Raw genomic sequence first — 21,933 nt, forward strand, 5'->3', positions numbered from 1 at the left:
CCGGGCGATACCCATATCCTTGTCATCGACGACGACCGCCGCCTGCGCCAGCTCCTGCAGAAATATCTGATGGAGAACGGCTTTCTCGTCAGCACCGCCGAGAATGCCGCCGATGCCGAGGCCAAGCTGCAGAGTCTCGCCTTCGACCTGATGATCGTCGACGTCATGATGCCCGGCGAAGACGGTATCAGTTTCACGAGCCGCATCCGAACCAAGGTGGGAGTCCCCATCATCATGCTGACCGCCCGCGGCGAGGGCGACGACCGCATCGCCGGCCTGGAAAGCGGCGCCGACGACTACATGCCCAAACCCTTCGAGCCACGCGAACTGGTCCTGCGCATCCGTAGCGTGTTGCGACGCAGCGAGGTTCAGGTGCCAGTCGAGGTCGTCGCCCGCTTCGGCCCTTTCGCTTTCGACGCCGCTCGGATGGAGCTGACACGCGACGGCGAGCCGGTCTCGCTCACCTCGCGGGAGGCCGCCCTTCTGCGTGTCTTCGCTCGCAACCCCGGTGCCACACTCTCGCGCATGCGCCTGTCGCAGCAGAGCGGTTCCGGCGAACGCACGATCGACGTGCAGGTCACCCGGCTGCGGCGCAAGATCGAGGACAATCCCCGGGCACCGCGCTATCTGCAGACGGTCTGGGGCGAGGGTTACGTCCTGCGTGCGGAGGCAGCGTGATGGCGGAGCCATGCCAGGTCTGCGGCACAACCGACGCACGGCTTCTGGTCGACCAGCCATCCTACCGTTGGGTGAAGTGCCGGTCCTGCGGCTCCGCATGGATCTCGCCGATGCTGTCGATGGACGAGGCCATCGAGATCCAGGACGAGACGGTCGGCCAGTCCTGCATCGACGGCTATCTCAAGAAGCTCGACAGCAAGATGCGCCGCTCGCGCCGCTGGGTGCGCACCCTGAAGCGCCACATGCCGGGGCCGAAGCTGCTGGATGTCGGTTCGAGCATGGGCTTCCTCGTTGCAGCCGCCGCCGAGCTGGGCCTTGAGGCGACGGGCATCGAGATCAACCCGGTGCTGGTCGAAGAGGCGCAACGTCGGTATCGTGCGGGCCGCTTCGTGGTGGGCGCCTTTGAGGAAACCGAACTCTCCGGCGAACGGTTTGACGGCGTCTATTGTTCCGAGGTGATCGAACACGTCGTCGACACCAACCGCTTCCTGGAGACGATCGCCGGCGCGATGAACCCGAAGGCGACACTGTTCCTGACGACGCCTGCGCTCCGCGAGTACGCCAAGGGCTCCGACCCGTCCCGCTGGCGCGATTTCGGCGTACCCGACCACAAGCTCTACTTCTCGCCGGGCAACATTCGCCAGATGCGCGCCAAGCACGGCTTCGAGGCGATCCGCATTCGGTTCAACTTCGGACGCGGCCTCAAACTGCTGGCGCGGCGCGCCTGAGGCCACGTATGGTGCGCTTCAAGCAGTTCCTGCCACGCTCGATCTTCGGGCGCTCACTGCTGATCGTGCTGACGCCGATGGTGATCCTGCAGATCGTGCTCGCCATCGTCTTCTACGAGCGCCACTGGGAGACGGTCACGCGCTATCTGACCAATGCTGTGGCGGGCGATGTCTCGACCCTGATCTGGATGATGAGCACCTATGCCGATCGGGACGAGGGCAGCCTCGTTTTCCGTATCGGCCGGACACACATGGGTGTCGAAGCCCGCTTCCACCCGAATGAACGCCTGCCCGATCCGCTTTCCGAGCCCGGCGACACGAGGGTCGAACGACTTCTAGGCAAGGCGCTCGACCAGCGCGTACGCCGACCCTACCTGATCACACCGGACGCGCCCGACGAAACCACCCAGATCAGCGTGGAACTGACCGACGGTGTACTTGATGTCTTCGTTCCGGACCGGCGCATGGAAAGTCGCACGACCGACCTGTTCGTCTTCTGGATGGTCGGCACGTCGGTGGTCCTGGCGCTGATCGCGGCCTACTTCGTACGCCAGCAGATCAGGCCGATCCGCAAGCTGGCCGATGCTGCCGATCGATTCGGCAAGGGCGTGGCCGGTGTCGAGTTCAAGCCATCGGGCGCACGCGAGGTTCGCCAGGCAGCCCAGGCCTTCCTCTCCATGCGCGAACGCATCCAGCGCCAGATCGAACAGCGCACGCTGATGCTGGCGGGCGTCAGCCACGACCTCCGTACCCCGTTGACCCGCATGAAGCTTGAGCTCGCTCTGATCGAGGACAACGAAGAGGCACGCAGCCTGAAACGCGACATCGAGGACATGGAACACATGATCGAGGTCTACCTTGCCTTTGCCCGCGGTGAGGGTGAAGAGCAGGCACAGACCGTCGATCTCGCCGCTATCGTCGAGGACGCGGTCGACGCTGCCGGGCGGGCGATCAACGTGACGGTGGCCGGGGAGATCGTGATCGAAGGGCGGCCCAACTCACTGAAGCGCTGCCTGACCAATCTGCTTGACAACGCCTGCCGTTACGGCAAGGCCGTCAGCGTTCTCGCCGAACGTAAGCCACACATGATAACGATCACAGTCGATGACGACGGTCCCGGCATTTCGGATGACCAGTGGGACGAGGTGTTCCAGCCGTTCGTGCGCCTGGACACATCGAGGGACCCCAACCGTGGCGGCGGCGGACTCGGCCTGACGATCGCACGCGATGCGGCCCGCAGCCATGGCGGCGACGTTGTGCTCATGGAGGCTCCTTCGGGTGGTCTCAGGGCGCGCGTGACACTTCCGGTCTAGAGCACGGCCCGATCAGATTGAGGCAATCTGATCGGGCCGTGCTCCAGGCGTTTGATGCCGGGTGTGTTCACGCACTCAGGCGTCAGCCGTGCCCTGGTGTGTCCCAAAGATCGGGATTCATGAGCGACTCCACTGCGATTGTCGTGCCGTCCGGCGGCTTCACCGATCCCGCCGTCAACTCCAGAACCATCCACGCTTCAGGTATCGTCAGAAGATCTGGGTAGGGTGTTTGTTTGTCGGTCGGCACGTACCCGAACTTCGGGTAGTAGGCCGGCACACCCAGTACGAACACCGCATCCACCCCAAGGGACTTGAGATGGTCGGTGCTGCATTTCATCAGTTACGCCCCGATACCGGACCGCTGGTACCCGGGCACGATTCCAAGAGGCGCGAGCAGGTAACAGGTTGTGTCGGGAGTGGCCCTGAAAGAGAAAGGATGTGACCAGTATATTTCCGACAATCCTGCCGTCGCGCTCTGCGCTGATCGATATGGTCTCCCGCAGGGCAAGAAGCCGTCTTGCGAGTTCGGCGATCTCAGAACCCTCGTCGTCGCCAAAGGTCAGCCGATGAACGGCTGCGATGGCTTCAGTCTCTGCGTGGTTCATGGTGGGTCCTATCGTTGATTGAGTCGCGCGCGGACGAACTTGATCCTGAGCGGCAATACCCGATAGGGACTGCCGTTTCGTGAACGGACAAGCCGCCGCTTGAGAAACCGCTGGAAGAGGACGAGTGTGCAATCGGTCAGCACATGCCCTTCGCGCGTCAAACAGGTGACGTCGCGTACCTTGCCGTTCGGGCCCCGCTTGTGATGAATGGATCCACCAAGGGCGAGCTCCTGCCTTGAGATGTTCAACGGCGTGTCTCGATTTCATGCGAGTACAGCGAAGGGTTCACTCAGCCAGTCGCGTGCGTGACCCTGTATTCGCTCATGTTCCTGAAATCGCGTCGGTACGAACGCAGGACAAAACCAGCATCCGCTACGCGCAATGTTGCCCCAGATACTCTCTGGCACGCAGCACGCAGCCGAACCCTGTACTCTCAGCGTCAGTAGAGCCGGCCGCCGTTCGGAACCGGCTGTTCGGGACAGACCAGCACGACTTCGCCGTCCTCGCCCGGAAAGCCGAGCGTCAGCACCTCGGACATGAACTTGCCGATCTGGCGCGGCGGGAAGTTGACCACCGCTACAACCTGGCGACCAACCACGTGTTCGGCATCGTAGTGCCGCGTGATCTGTGCCGAGGTCTTCTTCGTGCAGAGCCCGGGTCCGAAGTCGATCCAGAGCTTAATCGCCGGCTTGCGGGCTTCGGGAAAGGGCTCCGCACGCACGATGGTGCCGACGCGGATATCGACCTTCAGGAAATCATCAAACGTGATCGAAGCAGGCGCTGCGTCGCTCACGCCGCCTCCGTCTCGCCCGCCCCGCCGGAGCGCGTCAGGCGGCAGAGTCGCACGATGGCTTCATCGGCCTGGCCGAGCCGTTTGTCGAGCGCGGCCATGGTGGTCGCCATGTCCTCGCTATCGTCTTTCAGCCAGGTGCGCAGCACGTCGACGTGGATGGCGGCCAACCCCCTGGCACGCAGACGCCCGCCCATGCCGGTGCCGTCGATCCCGGCGGCTTCGAGCATCCAACTCATTGATCTCACCAAGCGGCACGCGCCGCCCAACGCGGCACAGGGGTCGGAGGCGCACGCAGCGACGATCGAACCAACAGCATCGCGATGGGGCTGCAGCGCATCGAAACGCCGCATCAGGACATCGAACAGCCTGTCTTTGGCGGGTTCAGCCGCCAGTTCCGCGGTATCGCCGACCAGCACGGCCGCGTCGATCTCGGTGACAAAGGCATCCAGAATCGCGCCCTTCGACCCGTAGACACTTCGCAGTTCGGCGAGGGAAACACCGGCCTCATCAGCGATGTCGCGCATGGCGAGATCTTTCCAGCCGACCGTTGCAGCGAGGCGCAGCGCCGCAGCGAGCGAAACTTTGGGAATATCGGCTTTCTTGACCATCACCACGCTCCGGTTCGAGGTGTCGGCAGCATTGTAGCGCAGGCCGTCGACCCGGCCCAGAACGACGGTGGAGTCAGGCCGCCAGTTCCTTGGAACGGCGCGTCGCCGCGGCCACGGCGCGATCGAACAGGGGCTGGATGCCATCGTTAGCCATGAGAACCTTGAGCGCCTCGAGCGTAGTGCCGCCGGGACTGGTCACGTTCTTGCGCAGTTGCTCCGGCGTTTCATCCGATAGCCGCGCCAGTTCGCCCGCGCCACAGACCGTGGCGTGCGCCAGCCGCTGCGCGACGTCGACGGGCAGGCCCGATTCTACACCCGCTCTGGCCAGCGTTTCGATCAGCAGGAAGACATAGGCCGGGCCGCCGCCCGAGACCGCTGTAACCGCATCCATCAACGCTTCATCGTCAAGCCAGACCGTTTCGCCCACGGCGGCCATGAGCGCCTCTGCGGTCTCACGCTGGTTCTGATTCACATGGGCATTCGCCGTCAGGGCCGTGATGCCGCGACCGACCGCCGCCGGCGTGTTGGGCATCGTGCGGACCACGGCGCAATCGGCTCCGAAGATCCCTTCAAAATAGCCGATAGTCGGTCCCGCGGCGATCGAGAGCACGAGGGCGCCGTCCCGGGCATAAGGCACATAGGCGGTCGCCGCCTCATCCATCATCTGCGGTTTGACCGCCAGGACCAGAACGTCCGGCTTGAAGTCCAGTTCGATCCCCGACGCATCTGCAATCACGGTGACGCCGTGCCGCTCCCGGACGGTCGAGGCCAGGGCATCGGCTGGTTCAACGGCGACGACATCACCGGACGCCAGGCCCTGCGCGAGCCAACCGGACAGCATGGCACCGCCCATCTTGCCGCAACCGACAAGCAGAACCGGCCCTATCTCAGCCATGGATCAGGCTTCGCCGACAGGATCGATGATCGCTGCCTGCACCGCTTCGGCGGCGGTCTTGCCGCCCCATATCACATACTGGAACGCGGGGTAGAAGCGCTCGCATTCGGAGATCGTGATATCGAACAGATCCGCCAGTTGTTCGTCATGGATGAAGTCCTGTCCGCTCAGCAGCATGGCGTGCCGGTAAGTCGGCACGGCTTCCTCGGTAAAGACATCGAAATGGCCGACCCAGAGGCGTTCATTGACGTACGCCAGCAGGGAATGGACAGCCGTCAGACGCTGGTCGGGCACCCGCATGTCGAAGGCACAGGACATCATGACCGATTGCAGCTCGCCCTCCCAGCCGAACCAGATGCGGTAGACGCACCAGCGGCCGTCGATTTCGAGCGTCAGTTCGTTGTCGTTGACGCGTTCGTGGTTCCAGCCGTTGAACGCGATGAACCGTTGGACGGGATCCAGCGGATGCTGGTCCGGTACGTTGTCGTGTTCCTGAAGATCAATCAAGGGGAGACTCCCCGAAGCAAGGCGGGACGTGGCCTAGGCTACGCGAATGAGCGGAAACCCGTCACCCGCCGATAAGCCTGCCAAAGCGCCCGCGGGACGGCAAGGAATCGGCGGCGTTGCGTGCCCCGGGACGAGACTATTTGGCGGATGTGTCTGTTTTCTTCACCGCCGGCGACCGCTTGGCTGCACCGGTGGACATTTTCTTGGCCGCAGCCTTCTTCGGAGCCACGGTCTTCGGCGCGGCCTTCTTTGTTGTGGCCTTGACCGTGGCGGTCACCTTGCGGGTGGGTTTCGCCGCCTTCTCGACCTTGGCAAGCGCCGCTTCCAGTTCGGCGACGCGCGCCTCCAAGCAATCGTTTTCCTGGCGTGCGAGTGCAGCCATGTCGCGCACGACCTCAAACTCCTCGCGCCGCACGAAATGCATGCGCGCGAAGAAGGCCTCCGTCTGATGATGCATACGAGCCTCCATCTCCTCCTTCATGCCTCCGGCAGCGCTCATGGCGCCGATCATCATCTTGGCCATGTCGTCGAAGAAGCGGTTGTTGGTCTGCATGGCGGATATCCCGTACTGGTCGGCGCACCCGATGGCAGAAGATTATGGCGTTACGTGCGAGCAAGTGCAACGGTGGACGCTGGGCGGGCCAGACCATATGGTCGCGCCGCATCTTTTGGGCCTGCGGCATGTACGCTCTTGCCTTTCCCGCCATCGATCCGACACTCGTCGAGATCGGCCCCTTTGCGGTTCGTTGGTATGCCTTGGCCTACATCGCCGGCATCCTTCTGGGCTGGCGATATGCAATCCGGCTGCTCGAGGCCTCGCCCTCGGGGCTGACCCGCAAGATGCTCGACGACTTTCTGGTCTGGGCCACGCTCGGGATCGTGCTCGGCGGCCGGATCGGCTACGTCCTGTTCTACAAGATCGGTTACTTCATCTATCACCCGGTCGAGATTGCCTACCTCTGGCAGGGCGGCATGTCGTTCCACGGCGGCATGCTGGGCGTCGCATTGGTGGTCTACCTCTTCGCCCGCAAGAACAAGAACTCGATTCCGGCCTTCGGCGACCTCATCGCCTGTGTCGCGCCCATCGGCCTGTTCTTCGGCCGGATCGCCAACTTCATCAACGGCGAACTCTTCGGCCGTCCCAGCGACGTGCCCTGGGCGATGTACTTCCCGCACGATCCCGGGATCGCGCGCCACCCCAGCCAGCTCTACCAGGCCTTCCTCGAGGGTTTTGTTCTGTTCGTCGTGCTCTGGTACGTCTGGTCGAAGACCCCGCTGCGCGACCGTCCGGGCGCCATTTCGGGCGTGTTCCTTGTTGGTTACGGCGTCGCTCGCTCGACTGCCGAGTTTTTCCGTGAACCCGACGCGCATCTGGGTTTCATCATCGGCGGCGCGACCATGGGCCAGCTCCTGTGTTTGCCGATGATCGCGATCGGCATCTGGCTGATCAAACGCGCCAAGCCGATCGATCCGCCCAGGAAGCCGCGAAAGGCCGCGAGCAAGACGTGAACGCGCTGGCCGCGAAGCTCGCCCGACGGATCGAAGAGACCGGGCCGATCACCGTCGAGACTTACATGGCGGCCTGCCTGACCGACCCGGAGCACGGCTACTACACCAGCCGCGACCCCCTTGGTGCGGCGGGAGACTTCACCACCGCGCCCGAAATCAGCCAGATGTTCGGCGAACTTGTCGGTCTCTGGTGCCTGGCACTGGCATGGCAAATCGAGCTCGCGCGCGGTTGGCGGCTGCTCGAACTGGGGCCAGGACGCGGAACACTCATGGCCGATACCCTGCGCGCCATGGCCCAGACAGGCCCGGACGGGCAGGTTCCACCCGTCGACCTCGTCGAAACCAGCCCGGTCCTGCGCGATCTCCAGCGGGACAGGCTCGCGGGCCGTGATGTGACCTGGCACGACGGCGTTGAGACGCTCCCCCGGGACATCCCGTACGTCGCGATCGCCAACGAATTCTTCGACGCCCTGCCGATCCGCCAGTTCGTCGCGAGCCCGGCGGGATGGCGCGAGCGCCTGATCGCACGGCAGGATGGCCGCTTCGTCCCCATGGTGGCCGAGACCGCGGCCGACGACGCACTCGTCAAGGCGTTGCCCGACGCGCCGAACGGGCGGATTGCTGAGGTCGCGCAGGTGCGTCAGGACATGATGACGCAACTTGCCCGACATATCGTGCGCAACGGCGGCGCGGCGCTGATCATCGACTTCGGCGATCCCCGTCTGCCTCTCGCCGACACGCTGCAGGCGGTCCGTGGCCACGAACAGACCGACCGCTTCGATGCACCCGGCGGGGCCGACCTTGCCACGGCTGTCGACTTCGCCGATCTCGCCGGTATCGCAACGGCGAACGGTGCCGGCGTTCATGGCCCCGTCGGACAAGGACCCTTCCTGCGCGCCCTCGGCATTGATCATCGCGCCCGCATGCTTCTGGAGTCGGCATCCGCCGAGCAGGCGGACGCGATCGCCCGCGGCCACGAACGGCTTGTCTCGCTCACCGCCATGGGTGACGATTTTCGCGTCATGGCCGTCACGCAGTCCGGCGTGGCGCCCCCGCCCGGCTTCGAAGGGACCATCGTGTGATCGAAGGCAATCTGCTCAGGACCTGCCGGGGAGTCCGCCACGGCTTCTTCGATCGCACCGGCGGCGTGAGCAGCGGTTTGTTCGCCTCGCTCAACGTCGGTCGCGGATCGGACGACCGGCCCGAGGATGTGGCGGAGAACAGACGCCGAGTCGCCGAAGCCCAAGGTGTCGCGCCACAGAACCTTCTCACGCTCTACCAGATCCATAGCGATCAGGTGGTGACGGTCGAACACCCGGACGATGCCGCCGGCCGCGAAGCCGACGCGATGGTGACACGCCGCGCCGACCTAGCGCTCGGCGTGTTGACCGCCGACTGTGCGCCTGTGCTGTTCGCCGATGCCCAAAACGGGGTAATCGGCGCGGCGCATGCAGGCTGGGGGGGCGCGTTTCGCGGCATCGTCGAAGCGACGATCGACGCCATGGAGACACTCGGGGCTGGACGCAGCAGTATCGTCGCCGAAATCGGACCCTGCATCGCCCAAGCATCCTACGAGGTCGGATCAGAGTACCACGCCCGCTTCGTCGACGACAATGCGTCCAATGCCCGCTTTTTCGTTCCGTCCGATCGTGACGGCCATCATCGGTTCGATCTTCCGGCCTACGTGCTGATGCGCCTAGATGAAGCCGGCGTCGGGCAGTACGGCTGGACAGGTCATGACACCTGCGCCGACGAAACCCGGTTCTTCAGCTACCGCCGCAGTGTGCTTCAGGGCGAACCAGACTACGGGCGCATGGTGGCAGCGATCACGCTGTCGAACGCCTGTTGAGCGCGTTGCGCCGCACGACATATCCGGCAAGTCACGACACGAGCGATCCCGTCAGGGTGCCAATCACGATTTCGCGCTTGCGTTCGAGGCCCATCAGGAAGAAGACTGCCATCAGACCGTCGTTGATCTACGACAACAGCGGCTTGGCGATTTCAAACTCACCGACGGACACCTCGACTGGCGTACTGAGGAGGAGATCGTAGGTCGGAGCCAGCGGTGACGTGCTGGCAATCAGCACCAGCTCAGTCGCTTCCATCAGGATGATGACCGGCTGCATTTTCAAGTCGCAAAATCTCGTGCGGCATGACGTTATGCCCCTTCACAATCGAGCGGTCTCTCGCCAGTTAGGTGAGATCGCCAAGCCCTGCCGCCAGTGTATTCATGCCCATTGTCTTGACGATTTCTGGATTTGTTCTGCTATTTCTCGGCGGCGAAGCTCTGGTCAGGGGCAGTGTCGCTCTTGCGCGACGCATAGGCGTGTCCGAAATCGCCGTGGGCGTCGTTCTGGTCGGCTTCGGAACATCGGCGCCTGAACTCCTCGTCAGCGTCGAGTCCGCTCTGCTCGGCTACTCCGATCTTGCCCTGGGCAACGTCGTCGGCAGCAACATCGCCAACATCCTGCTGATCGTCGGGACGGCGGCCCTGATCATGCCGATCACCCTGGCGCGCGGTGCCGGACGACGAGAGTCAGCGATCGTGCTGATCGTAACCGCCGTCGTCGTCGGCATAGCGTCTCTGGGCGACCTAGGGCTCTGGCAGGGCATCATCATGCTCGTCGGCCTGATGATCTATCTCGCGACCGCCTGGCACCATGGCGGCACCGAACTGCCCGATGACGACATCGACGACAACATGCTGAGCAACGGCATGGCCCTGCTCTACGGCATCGGCGGCCTGGGACTTCTGGTTCTCGGCGCCGACCTTCTGGTCGAGGGGGCGGTCGAGATCGCGATCGGTCTGGGCGTCTCCGAGGCGGTCATCGGCCTCACCATCGTCGCCATCGGCTCATCGCTGCCGGAGCTCGCGGCCTCGGTCGTCGCCGCGATCCGCGGCCGGCCCTCGGTCGCCATTGGCAACGTCCTGGGCAGCAATCTCTTCAATCTTCTGGGCGCGCTCGGCATCGTCGCGGTCGTCATGCCGGTCGATACCAGCGGTCTCGGCGTCCAGTTTGCGATGTTCGCCATGCTGGCGCTGACCGGGTGTTTCGCCGCCCTTGTCGCGACCCGCCACATCAGCCGTCTGATCGGCGCGGTGTTCCTGGCGGCTTACACCGGCTTCATCATCATGCAGTACGCTCTGACCTGACTCGGTTCGCCGATTGAGCCCTCGGCCGCGAGTTGGCAGGATACGCGGCCATATGACGGAGGCAGCCATGATTCTGCATTTCGCCCGCAGCGAATACGACGAACGCATCACCCGTACACAGCAGGCCATGGCGGACGCCGGGCTCGACGGGCTCCTCATGTTCCGCCAGGAGAGCATGTATTACCTGACTGGCTACGACACGACCGGTTTTGTAATGTTCCAGTGCCTGGTGCTGACCGCCGACGGCCGCATCGCACTGCTGACGCGCTCGCCCGACCTGCGCCAAGCGGCCTATACCTCAATCATAGAGGACGTCCGCATATGGGTCGACAGCGACACGGTTGACCCCTACGGCGAACTCAACGATCTCGCCGCCGAGCTCGGCCTTGCCGGCAAGCGTGTCGGTGTCGAGATGGAGGCCTACGGCCTGACGGCGGCGCACTGGGAGAAGCTGCGCGCGAAACTCGATGGTTTCTGCGACACAACCGATGCCTCCTACTTGGTGAGTCGTCTGCGTATTGTGAAGAGCCCGACTGAGCTGGCCTTCATGAAAAACGCGTCGGAACTGGGCGATGAAGCCCATAAGGCAGCGCGGGACAGGGTGGCCGCAGGTGTCTTCACGGGCGACGTGCTCGCCGCCATGCAGGGTGCGGTGTTCTCGTGCGACGGCGACTATCCTGCATCCCACTGGATCGTGGGGTCGGGTCCGTCGGCCCTGCTGGTTCGCTATCACACCGGACGCCATCATCTCGAGAGCCGGGACCAGCTCATGCTGGAGTACGCGGCGTCGTACCGGCACTACCATACGGCCCAGATGTTCACGATCCTGGTCGGCGATCCCGATGACGATCACAAGGCCATGTACAACGCCTGCCGTGAGGCGCTGGCGGCCTGCGAAGACACGATCAGGCCGGGTGCGACGATGGGCGCGGTGTTCGACGCCCACGCTCGCGTCATGGACGATCACCGCTTCCGCGACCACAGGCTCAATGCCTGCGGTTACTCGATGGGCGCGACCTATCCGCCCAACTGGATGGACTGGCCCATGTTCTTCCACGGCAATCCCGTGGAGATCGAACCCAACATGGTGTTCTTCCTGCACATGATTTTGACCAACAGCGAAAACGATCACGGCATGGCGCTCGGCCGGTCGGTCGCGGTGACAAGCACGGGCTGCGAGCCGCTCCATCGTGCGCCGCTCGACCTGGTGGTGCGCTGATGCCCTACATGATCATCTTTTTCATGATGATGATCCTCGGCCTTCTGGCGAGCTGTGCCCTGATGATCTGACGCCGGGGCCAGCGCTATCCCCCTTCCGGCCGAGCGATTCCGCAGCCTGACCGCGACGAGCCTGGCGATGGGCATGACGGCGGCCATCTATAGCCTGCCGCTGTTCGCGACCCCGCTCGACGAGGGCGGCTATTCGGAACTCGTCATCGGCATCAACACGGTAGCACAGTCGATAGCGCTGCTCGCGGTCGCTTCGTTCACGCCACGCATTCTGCGACGCTTCAGCCCCGCTTGGCCGATAATCTGGGGCTTCGCCGCCACGGTTGCCTTCGTCCTGATCTGTCCGCTCTATGAAAACGCTTGGTACTGGCTGATCCTGCGGCTGCTGAAGGGTGTGTCGACCGGCATCCTCTGGATCGACGGCGAGACCTGGATCAACGAGATCGCGGCCAAAAAGAGCCGCGGGCAAGAGCTTGCGATCTATGGCGCGGTGCTCGGCCTGGGTACCGTAGTCGGCAACAAGATCATCGCCGTCGCAGGATTTGAGGGCCGGCTGCCCTTCGCCACTCTGGCGGTGATCGTCGCGACCTCGGCCATCCCTTGGCGCTGGTCCCCGGACGCGCGCCCCGCCTGGAGATCGACGATCACAAGCTGGGGCTCTCGGCCTTCGTTCGCTCGTTCCGTCTGGCACCCTTCTCGATCCTCTTGAACGCGACCTTTGCCGCTCTCCTTGTCAGCATGCATCCCTTCATGACCCGGTACGGGCCGGAAATGGAGGTCTCGCTCAAGCACTCGGTGAACTTCCTCGTGATGTTCAACATAGGCGGCATCATCGTGCCCTACGCGATCGTCTGGCTAGCTGACCGTCATCATGATCGTGATCGCGGGACTCTTCGTTGTGACGGGATGGGCCCTGGCCCGCCCCAGCAGCATCGACTATACGCCTATGCCTTCGTTCTGAGCGTCCTGGTCGCGTCGATCTATGCCATGGTGCTGGTGGGCCAGCAGTTCCGGGGGTGCCGCGCTCGCCTCGGCAACGGCCATCTTCACGCTGCTGTGGAACATGACCGCTGCCACGGGTCCGATGATATCGGGTTATGCGATGGATCTCCTCGGACCAGCGGGTCTTGTCGGGTTCATGATCCTGCTGTCGGCGTCGGTTGTCCCGTTGGGGTTTCGGGTCTGGGCCCGATCCCGACATCGGGGCACCGATCGGCTGCCTGATTCGTGGCTGGCGTGACGACAATCACGACGTTTTCGGGCTTCCACAGATCACGTCGTTTACAGGCCATGACCTCCTTGTTAAAAGTCTGCCGCTCCCTGTGGCAAGGGACGGCGCGGGACATCAAATGAAGCTGGTTTCAGGCAACAGCAATCGGCCGCTCGCCGAGGCGATGGCGGCGGTTATGGGTATTGAGTTGGCGAACGCCAGCGTCCGCCGATTCAGCGACATGGAAGTGTTCGTCGAGATTCACGAGAACGTCCGCGGCGAGGACGTCTTCGTGATCCAATCGACCTCCTACCCCGCCAACGACCATCTGATGGAGCTGCTGATCACGATCGATGCGCTCAGGCGCGCGTCTGCACGGCGCATCACGGCGGTGATTCCCTACTTCGGTTATGCCCGGCAGGACCGCAAGGTCGGTTCGCGCACGCCGATTTCGGCCAAGCTGGTCGCCAACCTGATCACGGAGGCCGGTGCGAACAGGGTCTTGACGCTCGATCTCCACGCCGGGCAGATTCAGGGTTTCTTCGATATCCCGGTCGATAATCTCTACGCCGCACCGAACATGGTGCAGGACATCCAGGACAATCTGAACGGCGACGGACTGACCATCGTCTCACCTGATGTGGGCGGCGTTTTCCGGGCGCGCCAGATCGCCAAGCGTCTTGACGCGGACCTTGCGATTGTGGATAAGCGTCGCGAACGCGTCGGCGTCTCGGAAGTCATGAATGTCATTGGTGATGTCGAGGGCCGACGCTGTATTTTGGTCGACGACATCGTCGACTCAGGCGGCACCCTGTGCAATGCGGCCAAGGCGCTCAAGGACAGCGGCGCGACGAGAGTCGACGCTCATATTGTTCATGGCGTCCTGTCCGGCGGAGCCGTCGGCCGGATCGAGGCCTCGGTGATGGCCACGCTGTCGATCACCGATTCGCTTCGTCCCACGGAAGCCGTCCGGGTCGCGGACAAGATTCGCGTGTTGTCGGTTGCTTCGTTGATGGCGGACGCCGTGAGGCGCATCAGCGAGGAAAGCTCGGTTTCGAGCTTGTTCGACTGACACCAGCGGAAAGCTGAAGGAGCAATAGGTCATGGCTGACCAAGCCATCATCACGGCTGAACTACGCGAAACCTCCGGAACGGGCGCGGCCCGCGCCACGCGCCGCGACGGCATGATCCCCGGCATCGTCTACGGTGCCGATCGCGACAACATCATGATCTCGGTCTCGCGCGACGTGCTCGACCGCGAAGCCCATCAGGCCGGTTTTTTCGCCCAGCTCTACAAGCTGAAGGTGGGAAGCAAGACCATGGATGTGCTGGCGCGCGATCTGCAGCTGCACCCCGTCACCGACACGATCCTTCACGTCGACTTCCTGGCGGTGAAGGCCGACGCGACGCTGACGGTCAACATCCCCGTCACCTTCCTCAACGAGGAGGAGTGCGAGGGCCTGAAGCGCGGTGGCGTGCTCAACGTGGTGCGCTACGAGATTGAGGTGACTTGCCCGGCCAACGCCATTCCTGAGTCGATTGAGGTCGATCTCACGGGTGCCAACATCGGTGACAGCATCCACATCAGCGCCGTCGCCCTGCCCGAGGGCGTGGCGCCGACCATCGACGATCGTGACTTCACCGTCGCGACCATCGCCGCGCCGACCGTCGTCTCCGACGTCGGCGAAGGCGAAGAACGCGAGGTCGACGGCGAGGACGAGGGCGACGGTGCCGGCGAGGACGAAGGCGAGGCCTGATCACGGCCCCGGACATCGGGGATTTGGCTCATGTTTTTACTCGTCGGTCTCGGCAATCCCGGCCCCGATCATGTACGCCAGCGCCACAACATCGGTTTCATGGCGGTCGAACGCATTGCCAAGGTCCATGGGTTCGGCGCCTGGCGGCGCAGGTTCCAGGGCGAAGCGGCGGAGGGCCGGCTCGGCAACAACAAGTGCCTGCTGCTCAAGCCGCTGACCTTCATGAACAACTCCGGTTGGTCGGTCGCCGAGGCCGCCCGGTTCTTCAAGCTGGAGCCCCATGACATCGTGGTGCTCTACGACGAGATCGACCTGGCGCCGGGCAAGGTGCGGACCAAGGCCGGTGGCGGTCATGCCGGCCACAATGGCATCCGCAGCATCCATGCCCATTTCGGCGCGAACTACCGACGCGTCCGTATCGGTGTCGGTCATCCCGGCCAGAAGGACAAGGTCATCGGCCATGTGCTCGGGAACTTTGGTATCAGCGACAAAGGCTGGGTCGCCGAGCTGCTTGATGCCATCGCGGACGCAGCCCCGATGCTGGCCGAGGGGGCCGACAATAATTTCCAGACCCGTGTGGCGCTTCTGACGAAACCGCTGACCGAAAAAACGACGAAGAACGAGAGTTGATCGCATGGGAATTCGATGCGGCATCGTGGGCCTGCCCAATGTCGGCAAGTCGACGCTCTTCAACGCCCTGACCGCCACCGGCGCGGCCCGGATCGGCAACTTCCCGTTCTGCACCGTCGATCCCAACATCGGTCGTGTGAACGTGCCCGACCCGCGCCTTGAGACCATAGCCGGAATTGTCGCGCCGCAGAAGGTGGTGTGGAACCACATCGAGTTCGTCGATATCGCCGGACTCGTGCGTGGTGCCAGCCAGGGCGAGGGCCTGGGCAACCAGTTCCTCGGCAACATTCGCGAGGTTGACGCGGTGCTCCATCTCGTGCGCTGCTTCGATGGCGGCGACGTCAGCCACGTCGACGGTTCGGTCGACCCGCTGCGCGATATCGGGACAATCGACACCGAACTGATGCTGGCCGACCTCGAGAGTCTCGAGAAGCGCACCGATGCCACATCGAAGCGGGCGAAGGGCGGCGACCGCCAGGCCAACACCGACCTGCCGATCATGGAGCGCGCCCTGGCCGCCTTGAGGGACGGCAAACCCGCACGCAGCATTGAGGTCAGCCCGGACGAGGCCAAGCGCTTCGCCATGCTGCAGCTGCTGACCGCCAAGCCCGTGATGTATGTCTGCAACGTTGACGAAGGTGATGCTGCTGAGGGCAATGACCATACGAGCACCGTGGCCGCCCATGCCGACGCCGAAGGCGCACAGGTTGTGTTGGTCTCGGCGCGCATCGAATCGGAGCTGGCCGAGATCGACGACGCTGACGACAAGGCGGTGTTCCTGGAGGGTTTCGGGCTCAACGAGCCCGGCCTCAACCGTGTGATCCGCGCCGCCTATCGCCTGCTGGGCCTGATCACCTTCTTTACGGCAGGCCCGAAGGAAGCTCGCGCTTGGACTGTGACCGACGGCTCGACGGCACCCCAAGCCGCTGGCGAGATTCACACTGATTTCGAGCGCGGGTTCATCTGCGCCGAGACCATCGGCTTCGACGACTATGTCTCGCACCAGGGCGAGCAGGGTGCCAAGCAGGCCGGGCTCATGCGCCAGGAAGGCCGCGACTATCAGGTCAGGGACGGCGACGTCTTCCTCTTCCGCTTCAACGTCTGAACCGCCCAGACCCTATCACTCTATGTCATCCCGGCCGAGTAAGGCGAGAGCCGGGATCCCGTCACGCCCGGGTGGTGCGGACCGAGAGCCGGGATCATCGTCGCTTTGCGACTTGTCCGGGATGACACTGTTTGGTGTAATGCCGACTGTCTGGGACGAACAGAGGGCCCGAGCAATGGGTGCATGGATCGATCTCACGCTGGTGACGGCCATGGCTTCAAGGCTTGGCGTGCAACACCGGAGGCGCCGCGCAGGGCGATCATCGTCCTGCAGGAGATCTTCGGCGTCAACGGCCACATCCGATCCGATCGCTTGGTCGACGGCTTCGCGGCCGACGGCTACGATACGATTGCGCCGTCGCTCTATTCTCGCGGTTTTGGTCGTGAGCTTGATAGTGCTTTGTTACCCAATCTCTGGACCTGATGTCGCATCAGGACATGAGGTCCAGAGTTCGGATGCAAGCCACGGAGAACAGACACAGAATAACAGCCCGCATCCTGATCCCGATCAGGTGTCGGTGGCAGACGAAGACGAGACCCAAGCGACCGCTCGGCCAGATGAAGACACAATGCTTGTCGCCGGCGCGGGTACATTAGGCGTTTCTCCCTGGCTTGTGGCGATCACTGTGGCGATCACACTGATATCGCTCTGCGTGTTGGCCGTTGCCGGGCTGACGGTTGTTTTTGTGATTCGTTGGCGCAACGTCGGCCAGTTTGCAGGTGTACCGAACGTGATTCCGGGAGACCGGGAATACCTGCGCCAGCAACAGGACTCACCGCAGTGGTGGTTCGACGGACTGATTCGGTCGCTCGCGCTGGAACAACAGAAGCATACGAACCACCAGCACGAAACCGTCACTTCGAAATTGGATGATGTACTTGAATCTCTGGGGATCTTTCATCAGGAACTCACGAAGAAGGACACCGACATTAAGCGTCTGAAAGAGGGTGGCGACGCCATTGTGTTCAAAAGGTACCTTGGAAGGTTCCTGAGAGTTCTGCGGAAGATGGAGGACCAGGCCGAGGACATGGAGCGGAACGGACAGGACGCCACGATGCTGAAGCAGTTCGCGGAGCTGCTGGAGGACGCCCTCTTTGAATGCGGTCTGAAACGATACCGACCCGACATCGATTCCAAATATCAGGATGCGCCCGGTGTTGCGGATCGACCGAAGGAGATCCCGACAGACGATCCCGCCAAACATCTCCACATCGCAGAGATTCTGTGCGAAGGCTTCGTCATGCACACGGCCGCAGGGCCTGAGTATGTACAGAAGGCGGAGGTTAGTATGTTCGTTCATCAGGCTCGCGAGGATTGAGCATGTCTGCAATCGTTGGCATTGACCTTGGCACCACATTCTCGGCGGTCGCAAGACTGGATGATGCAGGACGCCCTGTCATCGTTCACAACTCGGACGGTCAGAACATCACGCCGTCGGTTGTTCACTTTGAAGAGCCGGGTTCACCCGCGATCGTCGGCGAAGACGCGCGAAAAATGTGGGGTCGGGATAACACCCGAACGCAGGGCCGGTTCAAACGCGACATGGGAACCGATACGATGTATCGGATGGTCGCCGGGGATATGACGCCGACGGACCTTAGTGCGCTGGTCCTGCAACACCTGAAGTCGGAAACGGAGAAGGCCATCGGACCAATCCGCGAGGCGGTTGTAACCGTTCCGGCCAACTTCGCCAACGAGGCCCGCGAGGCAACACTCGCCGCTGCAAAAATCGCCGGGATCGACGTCAAATACATCATCAACGAGCCGACCGCTGCGGCACTCTACTTCGCCCAGCAATCGGGTGAGGATCTCAGAGGCATCTATGCCGTGTTCGACCTTGGCGGTGGCACCTTTGATGTCACGATCGTGCGCGTGTCGGGGAACGACGTCGAGGTCCTGGGTTCCGAAGGTGTCAGCAGACTTGGCGGTGACGACTTTGACGGAAAGATGTTTGATCTCGTCGCAGCAAGATACGCGGAGATGACGGGTGGCCAGCTGACCAAGGACGACTACCCTCCAAGCGATCGCGAGGAAGACAAGAAGTCGCTCAGTCGGCGCGAGAAGGTCATCGTCAATACAGTCGGTGATCAGGGCCGGATCAACATCAACGTGACGCGGGCTGAATACGAAGAGGCGATCTCGTCTTACATCGCTCAGATGGAAATGCTCTGCGAGTCGGCTCTTGATGAAGCCAAGGTCAGTGCTTCCCGGATCGACGCTGTGATCCTTGCCGGCGGTAGCACCCGAACGCCTGCGGTACAGAGATGTGTTTCTGAGGTCTTCGGCAAAAACCCTGTCACCTTCGGCAACCCAGACGAAGTTGTCGCACTAGGTGCCGCACTCTATGCGGCGGTCCGGACTGACAGCGCCAATCTCAACGCGATTCAACGGAACAAGATCGAAAGCATCAATCTTCAAGAGAGGACACATAAGTACTTTGGCACGCTGGCGATCAGGTTCAACGAGGAACGTCAAAGCAAAGAGCTTGAGAACTCGATCGTGATTGCAAAGAACACGAAAATCCCGTGTTCGGTCTCCAAATCCTATTACACGCGCGCGGACGGCCAGACTCAGGTTACGTGCCGAATCACGGAAGCCAATGCGCCGGAGAGCGATCCGAAATTCGTCAAGATCATCTGGGAAGGCGATCTGACGCTGCCAGCTGGACGACCTGCCGGTCAGGAGATCAGCGTCACGTTCAGCTACACCGACAATCAGACGATGCGATGTACCTTCACCGACGTCGCAACAGGCACATCAAAGGAGATTGACCTTTCGATGGCGCAAAGCGAAGCGGTCCAAGAGTTTGATATTGAGAAGTTCACGGTGGAATAAACCATGGAAGTATTTCTCGACGTTTGGGTTGCGCTCTTTATCATCTTTATTATCGTCTGTGGCTTGCTTGGTGCGCTCTCTATATTGTGCAAGGCGGTACTGGGCCTGTTCGGAACTGTCGGCGCTGCCTTTCGAACAGCGACGGGGCGGGGTTCGTTTACCGAGAACCTTCAGGCCGAGTTTCGCGGACTCAGGCCTTTCGAGATCAAATGCAAGCGGGTCCCCGCCAACAGCGATGTGTCCTTTGAAGTCATCGAAATCAAGGCCAAGGGCGTGTTCCCTGTTTCCAGACGTCGCAGGCTCGCCTTCATCATTTCTGTCCTTGACGAGACAACCGATCAGTTGAAGCCGGTTCACTCGGTTGTCGATGCGTTTCAGGAACCTGAGACCATTTGCTACCAGCACCGCGTTGAGGTCGGGGAGGTCGACCCGGGTAGCGGTTTCATTTCGTGGGTCCGGGCCGGAGTCGTCGTTCCCGCTATGCTGGTTCCGCCCGTCGGCGGCGAACGCAAGCTCCTTGTCGTCCTGCGCTTGGTTGATCTTGATCAAAAGGCGAATATCAACAAGGGCTTCGGTGAAAAGAACGATGCTGCCGTTGTGGGTCAGCACGTCCTCCACATCACGCAAACCTTCAAGACTAAAGGCTACGAGGAACAGGCCGAAGCGGAAAACGAAAGTAGAGCCTTGACCGTCAAACTCGCCGTGGCCGTCGCCATGGCCGATGGCTCTATGGACGAAACCGAGGCCCAAACCATCTCTGCCTGGATCACAAAGTCGCTCTCCGAACTTCAGGGAGCTCGCCGGAAACGTGTCAAGGAGGTGAGCAATAAAGCCTTCAAGGAAGCCTACAAATTGGCGCAGCGATCCGAACTTTCGTTGTCTCAGATAACAGCCGACCTCAACGTGCTTGCTGATGAACCATACAAGTATCAGGCTGTTGAACTCTGCTTTGACGTCATGGCGGCCGATGGGCATGCCGATCCGGACGAGATTGAGACCATCTGCAGAATCGCGTCTGCGTTGGACATCAATTACGACGAGTTGCAGAAGATGAAAGACCAGAGAATGGTCAAACTCTCCCCTCCAACGGGCGCCGAAAGTGCGGAGGCGATACTCGGCATTGACCCCACTTGGTCAAAAGAGCGTGTGCGAAAGTACCTGCGAGGCGAGTTTGCCAAATGGAACGGACGACTTAACTCTCTCTCCGATCCGGACGAACGACAACGAGCCCAAGAAATGCTCAATCTGATTGCAGAACAGCGCAAAAAACATGTGTGACAGATTTGAGGTCGCAAGACGGTTCGCTATGGCGATCCGCTACGGCGGTGAAGTTGATCTCGCCAGCCAAAGCGTGAACATCGCACGGTCATCGGTGTGGTCGCATCTGAGCAGTACCGGTCTGGAGATTTCGCACGACGTATTACCGACCGTCGCCAGTGTCCTTGACGATTGCTGCGATCGTCTCTTGTTGCCTCCGGACGGCGTTCGCGGGTTCGTGTATGCCGCGCCCGAGATTCAAGCATCGTGCATGCCGATTGATGATCAATCCTGCGTCATCAGGCTTTCCTCGAGCCTCGTGGAAAAGTTTGATGACCAGGAACTCGCCTTCATCATCGGTCATGAGTTGGGGCATTTTCTTCTGGGTCATGGCCTAGCCGATGAGCCCGAACGCGGTACTGTTGAGTATTTTGCCCTCTCTCGAGCGCAGGAACTGTCGTGTGATCGCATCGGACTTGTATCGGCCCGCAATCCGGATGCTGCGTTGCGGTCGATCATGAAGATGACCTCCGGATTGTCGGCAGACTATCTACGATTCGATATTGCTGCCTATCTTCGTGATACAATGCGCACAGTCAAGGCATATACTGAATGCAACATAGCTTTTGCCACACACCCAAGCATGCCTGTTCGCACACGCTGCCTTTTGTGGTTTTCTCAGTTTGCGGAGACTCACTATCCCAGATTTGACAGCAAGGAAGCCCAAACTGACTTTGAAGTTCTTGATCATCGGGTTCGTAGTGATGTCACTCGCTACGTTGAGAAGCCGGTAACATCCATGATTGAAACCACAAGAAGGCGCGTTTCAAGTTGGATCTGGCTCGCCGCAGCTGTCAGCGACGGAAAGCTGTCCCGTCGGGAGCAGGATACCTTGACGGAGAAGTTCGGCGCTGACTTCGTGAACAAGGCGCGAAGGAACTTCACCGGACTGAGTAGCGATGACGTACGGTTGTTCGTTTGCGAGCGGGCAAGAGCAGAGATCGGCGAACTTCTCACAATGGCGCCGAGCACTTCAAAGACCTTCGTCGACGATGAGATAAATGCCAGCGAGATTGAATTTCTGCCGGAGGGAATGAAGAGCGTGGTTCGCTGAATTGG

24 protein-coding genes and 2 pseudogenes are annotated in these 21,933 nt (G+C 61.8%); 18 read left to right on the forward strand and 8 right to left on the reverse strand.

From position 1 onward, the window contains the following. The first annotated feature begins 12 nt into the window (after positions 1 to 12). The 3 genes and pseudogenes from GDA49_10745 to GDA49_10755 all read left to right on the forward strand — a co-directional run bounded on the left by GDA49_10745 (position 13) and on the right by GDA49_10755 (position 2,719). Positions 13 to 678 (forward strand): annotated as a pseudogene (locus tag GDA49_10745) (response regulator). Beyond that, positions 678 to 1,406, forward strand: coding sequence for a class I SAM-dependent methyltransferase (locus GDA49_10750; protein MBC6440862.1), 729 nt, complete (start codon positions 678 to 680; stop codon positions 1,404 to 1,406). Before GDA49_10745 ends, GDA49_10750 begins: the two are co-directional and overlap by 1 nt. A gap of 8 nt (positions 1,407 to 1,414) precedes the next feature. Further along, a complete protein-coding gene (locus tag GDA49_10755; protein MBC6440863.1) occupies positions 1,415 to 2,719 on the forward strand; it encodes a HAMP domain-containing protein in 1,305 nt (434 codons plus the stop codon). An 82-nt stretch (positions 2,720 to 2,801) separates the two neighbouring features. Here the strand turns inward: GDA49_10755 and GDA49_10760 are convergent, their stop codons facing one another. From GDA49_10760 to GDA49_10790, 7 genes are all read right to left on the reverse strand, one after another. Further along, positions 2,802 to 3,056 (reverse strand): hypothetical protein, encoded by a 255-nt coding sequence (locus tag GDA49_10760; GenBank protein ID MBC6440864.1) that lies wholly within the window; start codon positions 3,054 to 3,056, stop codon positions 2,802 to 2,804. 276 nt (positions 3,057 to 3,332) lie between these two features. Next, a complete protein-coding gene (locus tag GDA49_10765) occupies positions 3,333 to 3,572 on the reverse strand; it encodes a hypothetical protein (GenBank protein MBC6440865.1) in 240 nt (79 codons plus the stop codon). 191 nt (positions 3,573 to 3,763) lie between these two features. Continuing rightward, positions 3,764 to 4,117 (reverse strand): tRNA-binding protein, encoded by a 354-nt coding sequence (locus tag GDA49_10770; protein MBC6440866.1) that lies wholly within the window; start codon positions 4,115 to 4,117, stop codon positions 3,764 to 3,766. After that, the gene (locus GDA49_10775) at positions 4,114 to 4,725 is read right to left on the reverse strand and encodes a TetR family transcriptional regulator (protein MBC6440867.1); all 612 of its coding nucleotides are present in this window, start codon (positions 4,723 to 4,725) and stop codon (positions 4,114 to 4,116) included. Before GDA49_10775 ends, GDA49_10770 begins: the two co-directional genes overlap by 4 nt. Before the next feature lie 73 nt (positions 4,726 to 4,798). Then, positions 4,799 to 5,620, reverse strand: coding sequence for a pyrroline-5-carboxylate reductase (locus GDA49_10780; protein MBC6440868.1), 822 nt, complete (start codon positions 5,618 to 5,620; stop codon positions 4,799 to 4,801). Between the two features lie 3 nt (positions 5,621 to 5,623). Beyond that, positions 5,624 to 6,124 carry a YbjN domain-containing protein gene (locus GDA49_10785; GenBank protein ID MBC6440869.1) on the reverse strand — a complete coding sequence of 167 codons (501 nt, stop codon included), beginning with the start codon at positions 6,122 to 6,124 and terminating at the stop codon, positions 5,624 to 5,626. 139 nt (positions 6,125 to 6,263) lie between these two features. Then, positions 6,264 to 6,680: an accessory factor UbiK family protein gene (locus GDA49_10790; protein MBC6440870.1), complete on the reverse strand. Its 417-nt coding sequence runs from the start codon at positions 6,678 to 6,680 to the stop codon at positions 6,264 to 6,266. Between the two features lie 128 nt (positions 6,681 to 6,808). Here GDA49_10790 and GDA49_10795 point away from each other — a divergent pair, with 128 nt between their 5' ends. The 3 genes from GDA49_10795 (at position 6,809) to pgeF (ending at position 9,485) form a co-directional block, all read left to right on the forward strand. Continuing rightward, the gene (locus GDA49_10795) at positions 6,809 to 7,636 is read left to right on the forward strand and encodes a prolipoprotein diacylglyceryl transferase (protein MBC6440871.1); all 828 of its coding nucleotides are present in this window, start codon (positions 6,809 to 6,811) and stop codon (positions 7,634 to 7,636) included. Between the two features lie 65 nt (positions 7,637 to 7,701). Continuing rightward, complete coding sequence (locus tag GDA49_10800) at positions 7,702 to 8,718, forward strand: SAM-dependent methyltransferase (GenBank protein ID MBC6440872.1); 1,017 nt, start codon at positions 7,702 to 7,704, stop codon at positions 8,716 to 8,718. Then, a complete protein-coding gene (gene pgeF / locus GDA49_10805) occupies positions 8,715 to 9,485 on the forward strand; it encodes a peptidoglycan editing factor PgeF (GenBank protein MBC6440873.1) in 771 nt (256 codons plus the stop codon). Before GDA49_10800 ends, pgeF begins: the two co-directional genes overlap by 4 nt. Before the next feature lie 31 nt (positions 9,486 to 9,516). Here the strand turns inward: pgeF and GDA49_10810 are convergent. Continuing rightward, a pseudogene (locus tag GDA49_10810) lies at positions 9,517 to 9,762 on the reverse strand (Na+/H+ antiporter NhaA). Between the two features lie 104 nt (positions 9,763 to 9,866). Between GDA49_10810 and GDA49_10815 the strand changes: the two are divergent. The 12 genes from GDA49_10815 (at position 9,867) to GDA49_10870 (ending at position 21,928) form a co-directional block, all read left to right on the forward strand. Beyond that, on the forward strand, positions 9,867 to 10,790 hold the full coding sequence (locus GDA49_10815; GenBank protein MBC6440874.1) for a sodium:calcium antiporter: 924 nt from the start codon (positions 9,867 to 9,869) through the stop codon (positions 10,788 to 10,790). Positions 10,791 to 10,857: 67 nt separating this feature from the next. Beyond that, the gene (locus GDA49_10820; GenBank protein ID MBC6440875.1) at positions 10,858 to 12,009 is read left to right on the forward strand and encodes an aminopeptidase P family protein; all 1,152 of its coding nucleotides are present in this window, start codon (positions 10,858 to 10,860) and stop codon (positions 12,007 to 12,009) included. A 144-nt stretch (positions 12,010 to 12,153) separates the two neighbouring features. Then, positions 12,154 to 12,729, forward strand: coding sequence for an MFS transporter (locus tag GDA49_10825; GenBank protein MBC6440876.1), 576 nt, complete (start codon positions 12,154 to 12,156; stop codon positions 12,727 to 12,729). Between the two features lie 640 nt (positions 12,730 to 13,369). Beyond that, positions 13,370 to 14,302: a ribose-phosphate pyrophosphokinase gene (locus tag GDA49_10830; GenBank protein ID MBC6440877.1), complete on the forward strand. Its 933-nt coding sequence runs from the start codon at positions 13,370 to 13,372 to the stop codon at positions 14,300 to 14,302. A gap of 31 nt (positions 14,303 to 14,333) precedes the next feature. After that, entirely contained in the window at positions 14,334 to 14,987 is a 654-nt protein-coding gene (locus tag GDA49_10835) for a 50S ribosomal protein L25/general stress protein Ctc (protein ID MBC6440878.1), read from the forward strand. Between the two features lie 30 nt (positions 14,988 to 15,017). Next, the gene (locus GDA49_10840) at positions 15,018 to 15,617 is read left to right on the forward strand and encodes an aminoacyl-tRNA hydrolase (protein ID MBC6440879.1); all 600 of its coding nucleotides are present in this window, start codon (positions 15,018 to 15,020) and stop codon (positions 15,615 to 15,617) included. A 4-nt stretch (positions 15,618 to 15,621) separates the two neighbouring features. Continuing rightward, positions 15,622 to 16,722 (forward strand): redox-regulated ATPase YchF, encoded by a 1,101-nt coding sequence (ychF, locus tag GDA49_10845; protein MBC6440880.1) that lies wholly within the window; start codon positions 15,622 to 15,624, stop codon positions 16,720 to 16,722. Positions 16,723 to 16,905: 183 nt separating this feature from the next. Beyond that, complete coding sequence (locus GDA49_10850; protein ID MBC6440881.1) at positions 16,906 to 17,145, forward strand: dienelactone hydrolase family protein; 240 nt, start codon at positions 16,906 to 16,908, stop codon at positions 17,143 to 17,145. A 94-nt stretch (positions 17,146 to 17,239) separates the two neighbouring features. After that, on the forward strand, positions 17,240 to 18,040 hold the full coding sequence (locus GDA49_10855) for a hypothetical protein (GenBank protein MBC6440882.1): 801 nt from the start codon (positions 17,240 to 17,242) through the stop codon (positions 18,038 to 18,040). Positions 18,041 to 18,042: 2 nt separating this feature from the next. After that, positions 18,043 to 19,557 (forward strand): Hsp70 family protein, encoded by a 1,515-nt coding sequence (locus GDA49_10860; protein ID MBC6440883.1) that lies wholly within the window; start codon positions 18,043 to 18,045, stop codon positions 19,555 to 19,557. 3 nt (positions 19,558 to 19,560) lie between these two features. Beyond that, positions 19,561 to 20,835 (forward strand): TerB family tellurite resistance protein, encoded by a 1,275-nt coding sequence (locus tag GDA49_10865; GenBank protein MBC6440884.1) that lies wholly within the window; start codon positions 19,561 to 19,563, stop codon positions 20,833 to 20,835. 28 nt (positions 20,836 to 20,863) lie between these two features. Beyond that, on the forward strand, positions 20,864 to 21,928 hold the full coding sequence (locus GDA49_10870; protein MBC6440885.1) for a M48 family metallopeptidase: 1,065 nt from the start codon (positions 20,864 to 20,866) through the stop codon (positions 21,926 to 21,928). Positions 21,929 to 21,933 lie beyond the last annotated feature (5 nt).

The sequence above is a fragment of the Rhodospirillales bacterium genome (assembly GCA_014323865.1).
Taxonomy (GTDB): domain Bacteria; phylum Pseudomonadota; class Alphaproteobacteria; order SP197; family SP197; genus SP197.

What these genes read in the sequence shown, in the direction of transcription:
- GDA49_10815 (MBC6440874.1), top strand. Translation starts at nt 9,867, where the DNA reads ATGCCCATTGTCTTGACGATTTCTGGATTTGTTCTGCTATTTCTCGGC.
- GDA49_10775 (MBC6440867.1), bottom strand. Translation starts at nt 4,725, where the DNA reads ATGGTCAAGAAAGCCGATATTCCCAAAGTTTCGCTCGCTGCGGCGCTG.
- GDA49_10865 (MBC6440884.1), top strand. Translation starts at nt 19,561, where the DNA reads ATGGAAGTATTTCTCGACGTTTGGGTTGCGCTCTTTATCATCTTTATT.
- GDA49_10860 (MBC6440883.1), top strand. Translation starts at nt 18,043, where the DNA reads ATGTCTGCAATCGTTGGCATTGACCTTGGCACCACATTCTCGGCGGTC.
- GDA49_10760 (MBC6440864.1), bottom strand. Translation starts at nt 3,056, where the DNA reads ATGAAATGCAGCACCGACCATCTCAAGTCCCTTGGGGTGGATGCGGTG.
- GDA49_10755 (MBC6440863.1), top strand. Translation starts at nt 1,415, where the DNA reads ATGGTGCGCTTCAAGCAGTTCCTGCCACGCTCGATCTTCGGGCGCTCA.
- GDA49_10835 (MBC6440878.1), top strand. Translation starts at nt 14,334, where the DNA reads ATGGCTGACCAAGCCATCATCACGGCTGAACTACGCGAAACCTCCGGA.
- GDA49_10820 (MBC6440875.1), top strand. Translation starts at nt 10,858, where the DNA reads ATGATTCTGCATTTCGCCCGCAGCGAATACGACGAACGCATCACCCGT.
- GDA49_10795 (MBC6440871.1), top strand. Translation starts at nt 6,809, where the DNA reads ATGTACGCTCTTGCCTTTCCCGCCATCGATCCGACACTCGTCGAGATC.
- GDA49_10750 (MBC6440862.1), top strand. Translation starts at nt 678, where the DNA reads ATGGCGGAGCCATGCCAGGTCTGCGGCACAACCGACGCACGGCTTCTG.
- GDA49_10825 (MBC6440876.1), top strand. Translation starts at nt 12,154, where the DNA reads ATGACGGCGGCCATCTATAGCCTGCCGCTGTTCGCGACCCCGCTCGAC.
- GDA49_10790 (MBC6440870.1), bottom strand. Translation starts at nt 6,680, where the DNA reads ATGCAGACCAACAACCGCTTCTTCGACGACATGGCCAAGATGATGATC.
- GDA49_10850 (MBC6440881.1), top strand. Translation starts at nt 16,906, where the DNA reads ATGGATCGATCTCACGCTGGTGACGGCCATGGCTTCAAGGCTTGGCGT.
- GDA49_10840 (MBC6440879.1), top strand. Translation starts at nt 15,018, where the DNA reads ATGTTTTTACTCGTCGGTCTCGGCAATCCCGGCCCCGATCATGTACGC.
- GDA49_10800 (MBC6440872.1), top strand. Translation starts at nt 7,702, where the DNA reads ATGGCGGCCTGCCTGACCGACCCGGAGCACGGCTACTACACCAGCCGC.
- GDA49_10870 (MBC6440885.1), top strand. Translation starts at nt 20,864, where the DNA reads ATGGCGATCCGCTACGGCGGTGAAGTTGATCTCGCCAGCCAAAGCGTG.
- GDA49_10830 (MBC6440877.1), top strand. Translation starts at nt 13,370, where the DNA reads ATGAAGCTGGTTTCAGGCAACAGCAATCGGCCGCTCGCCGAGGCGATG.
- ychF (MBC6440880.1), top strand. Translation starts at nt 15,622, where the DNA reads ATGGGAATTCGATGCGGCATCGTGGGCCTGCCCAATGTCGGCAAGTCG.
- GDA49_10780 (MBC6440868.1), bottom strand. Translation starts at nt 5,620, where the DNA reads ATGGCTGAGATAGGGCCGGTTCTGCTTGTCGGTTGCGGCAAGATGGGC.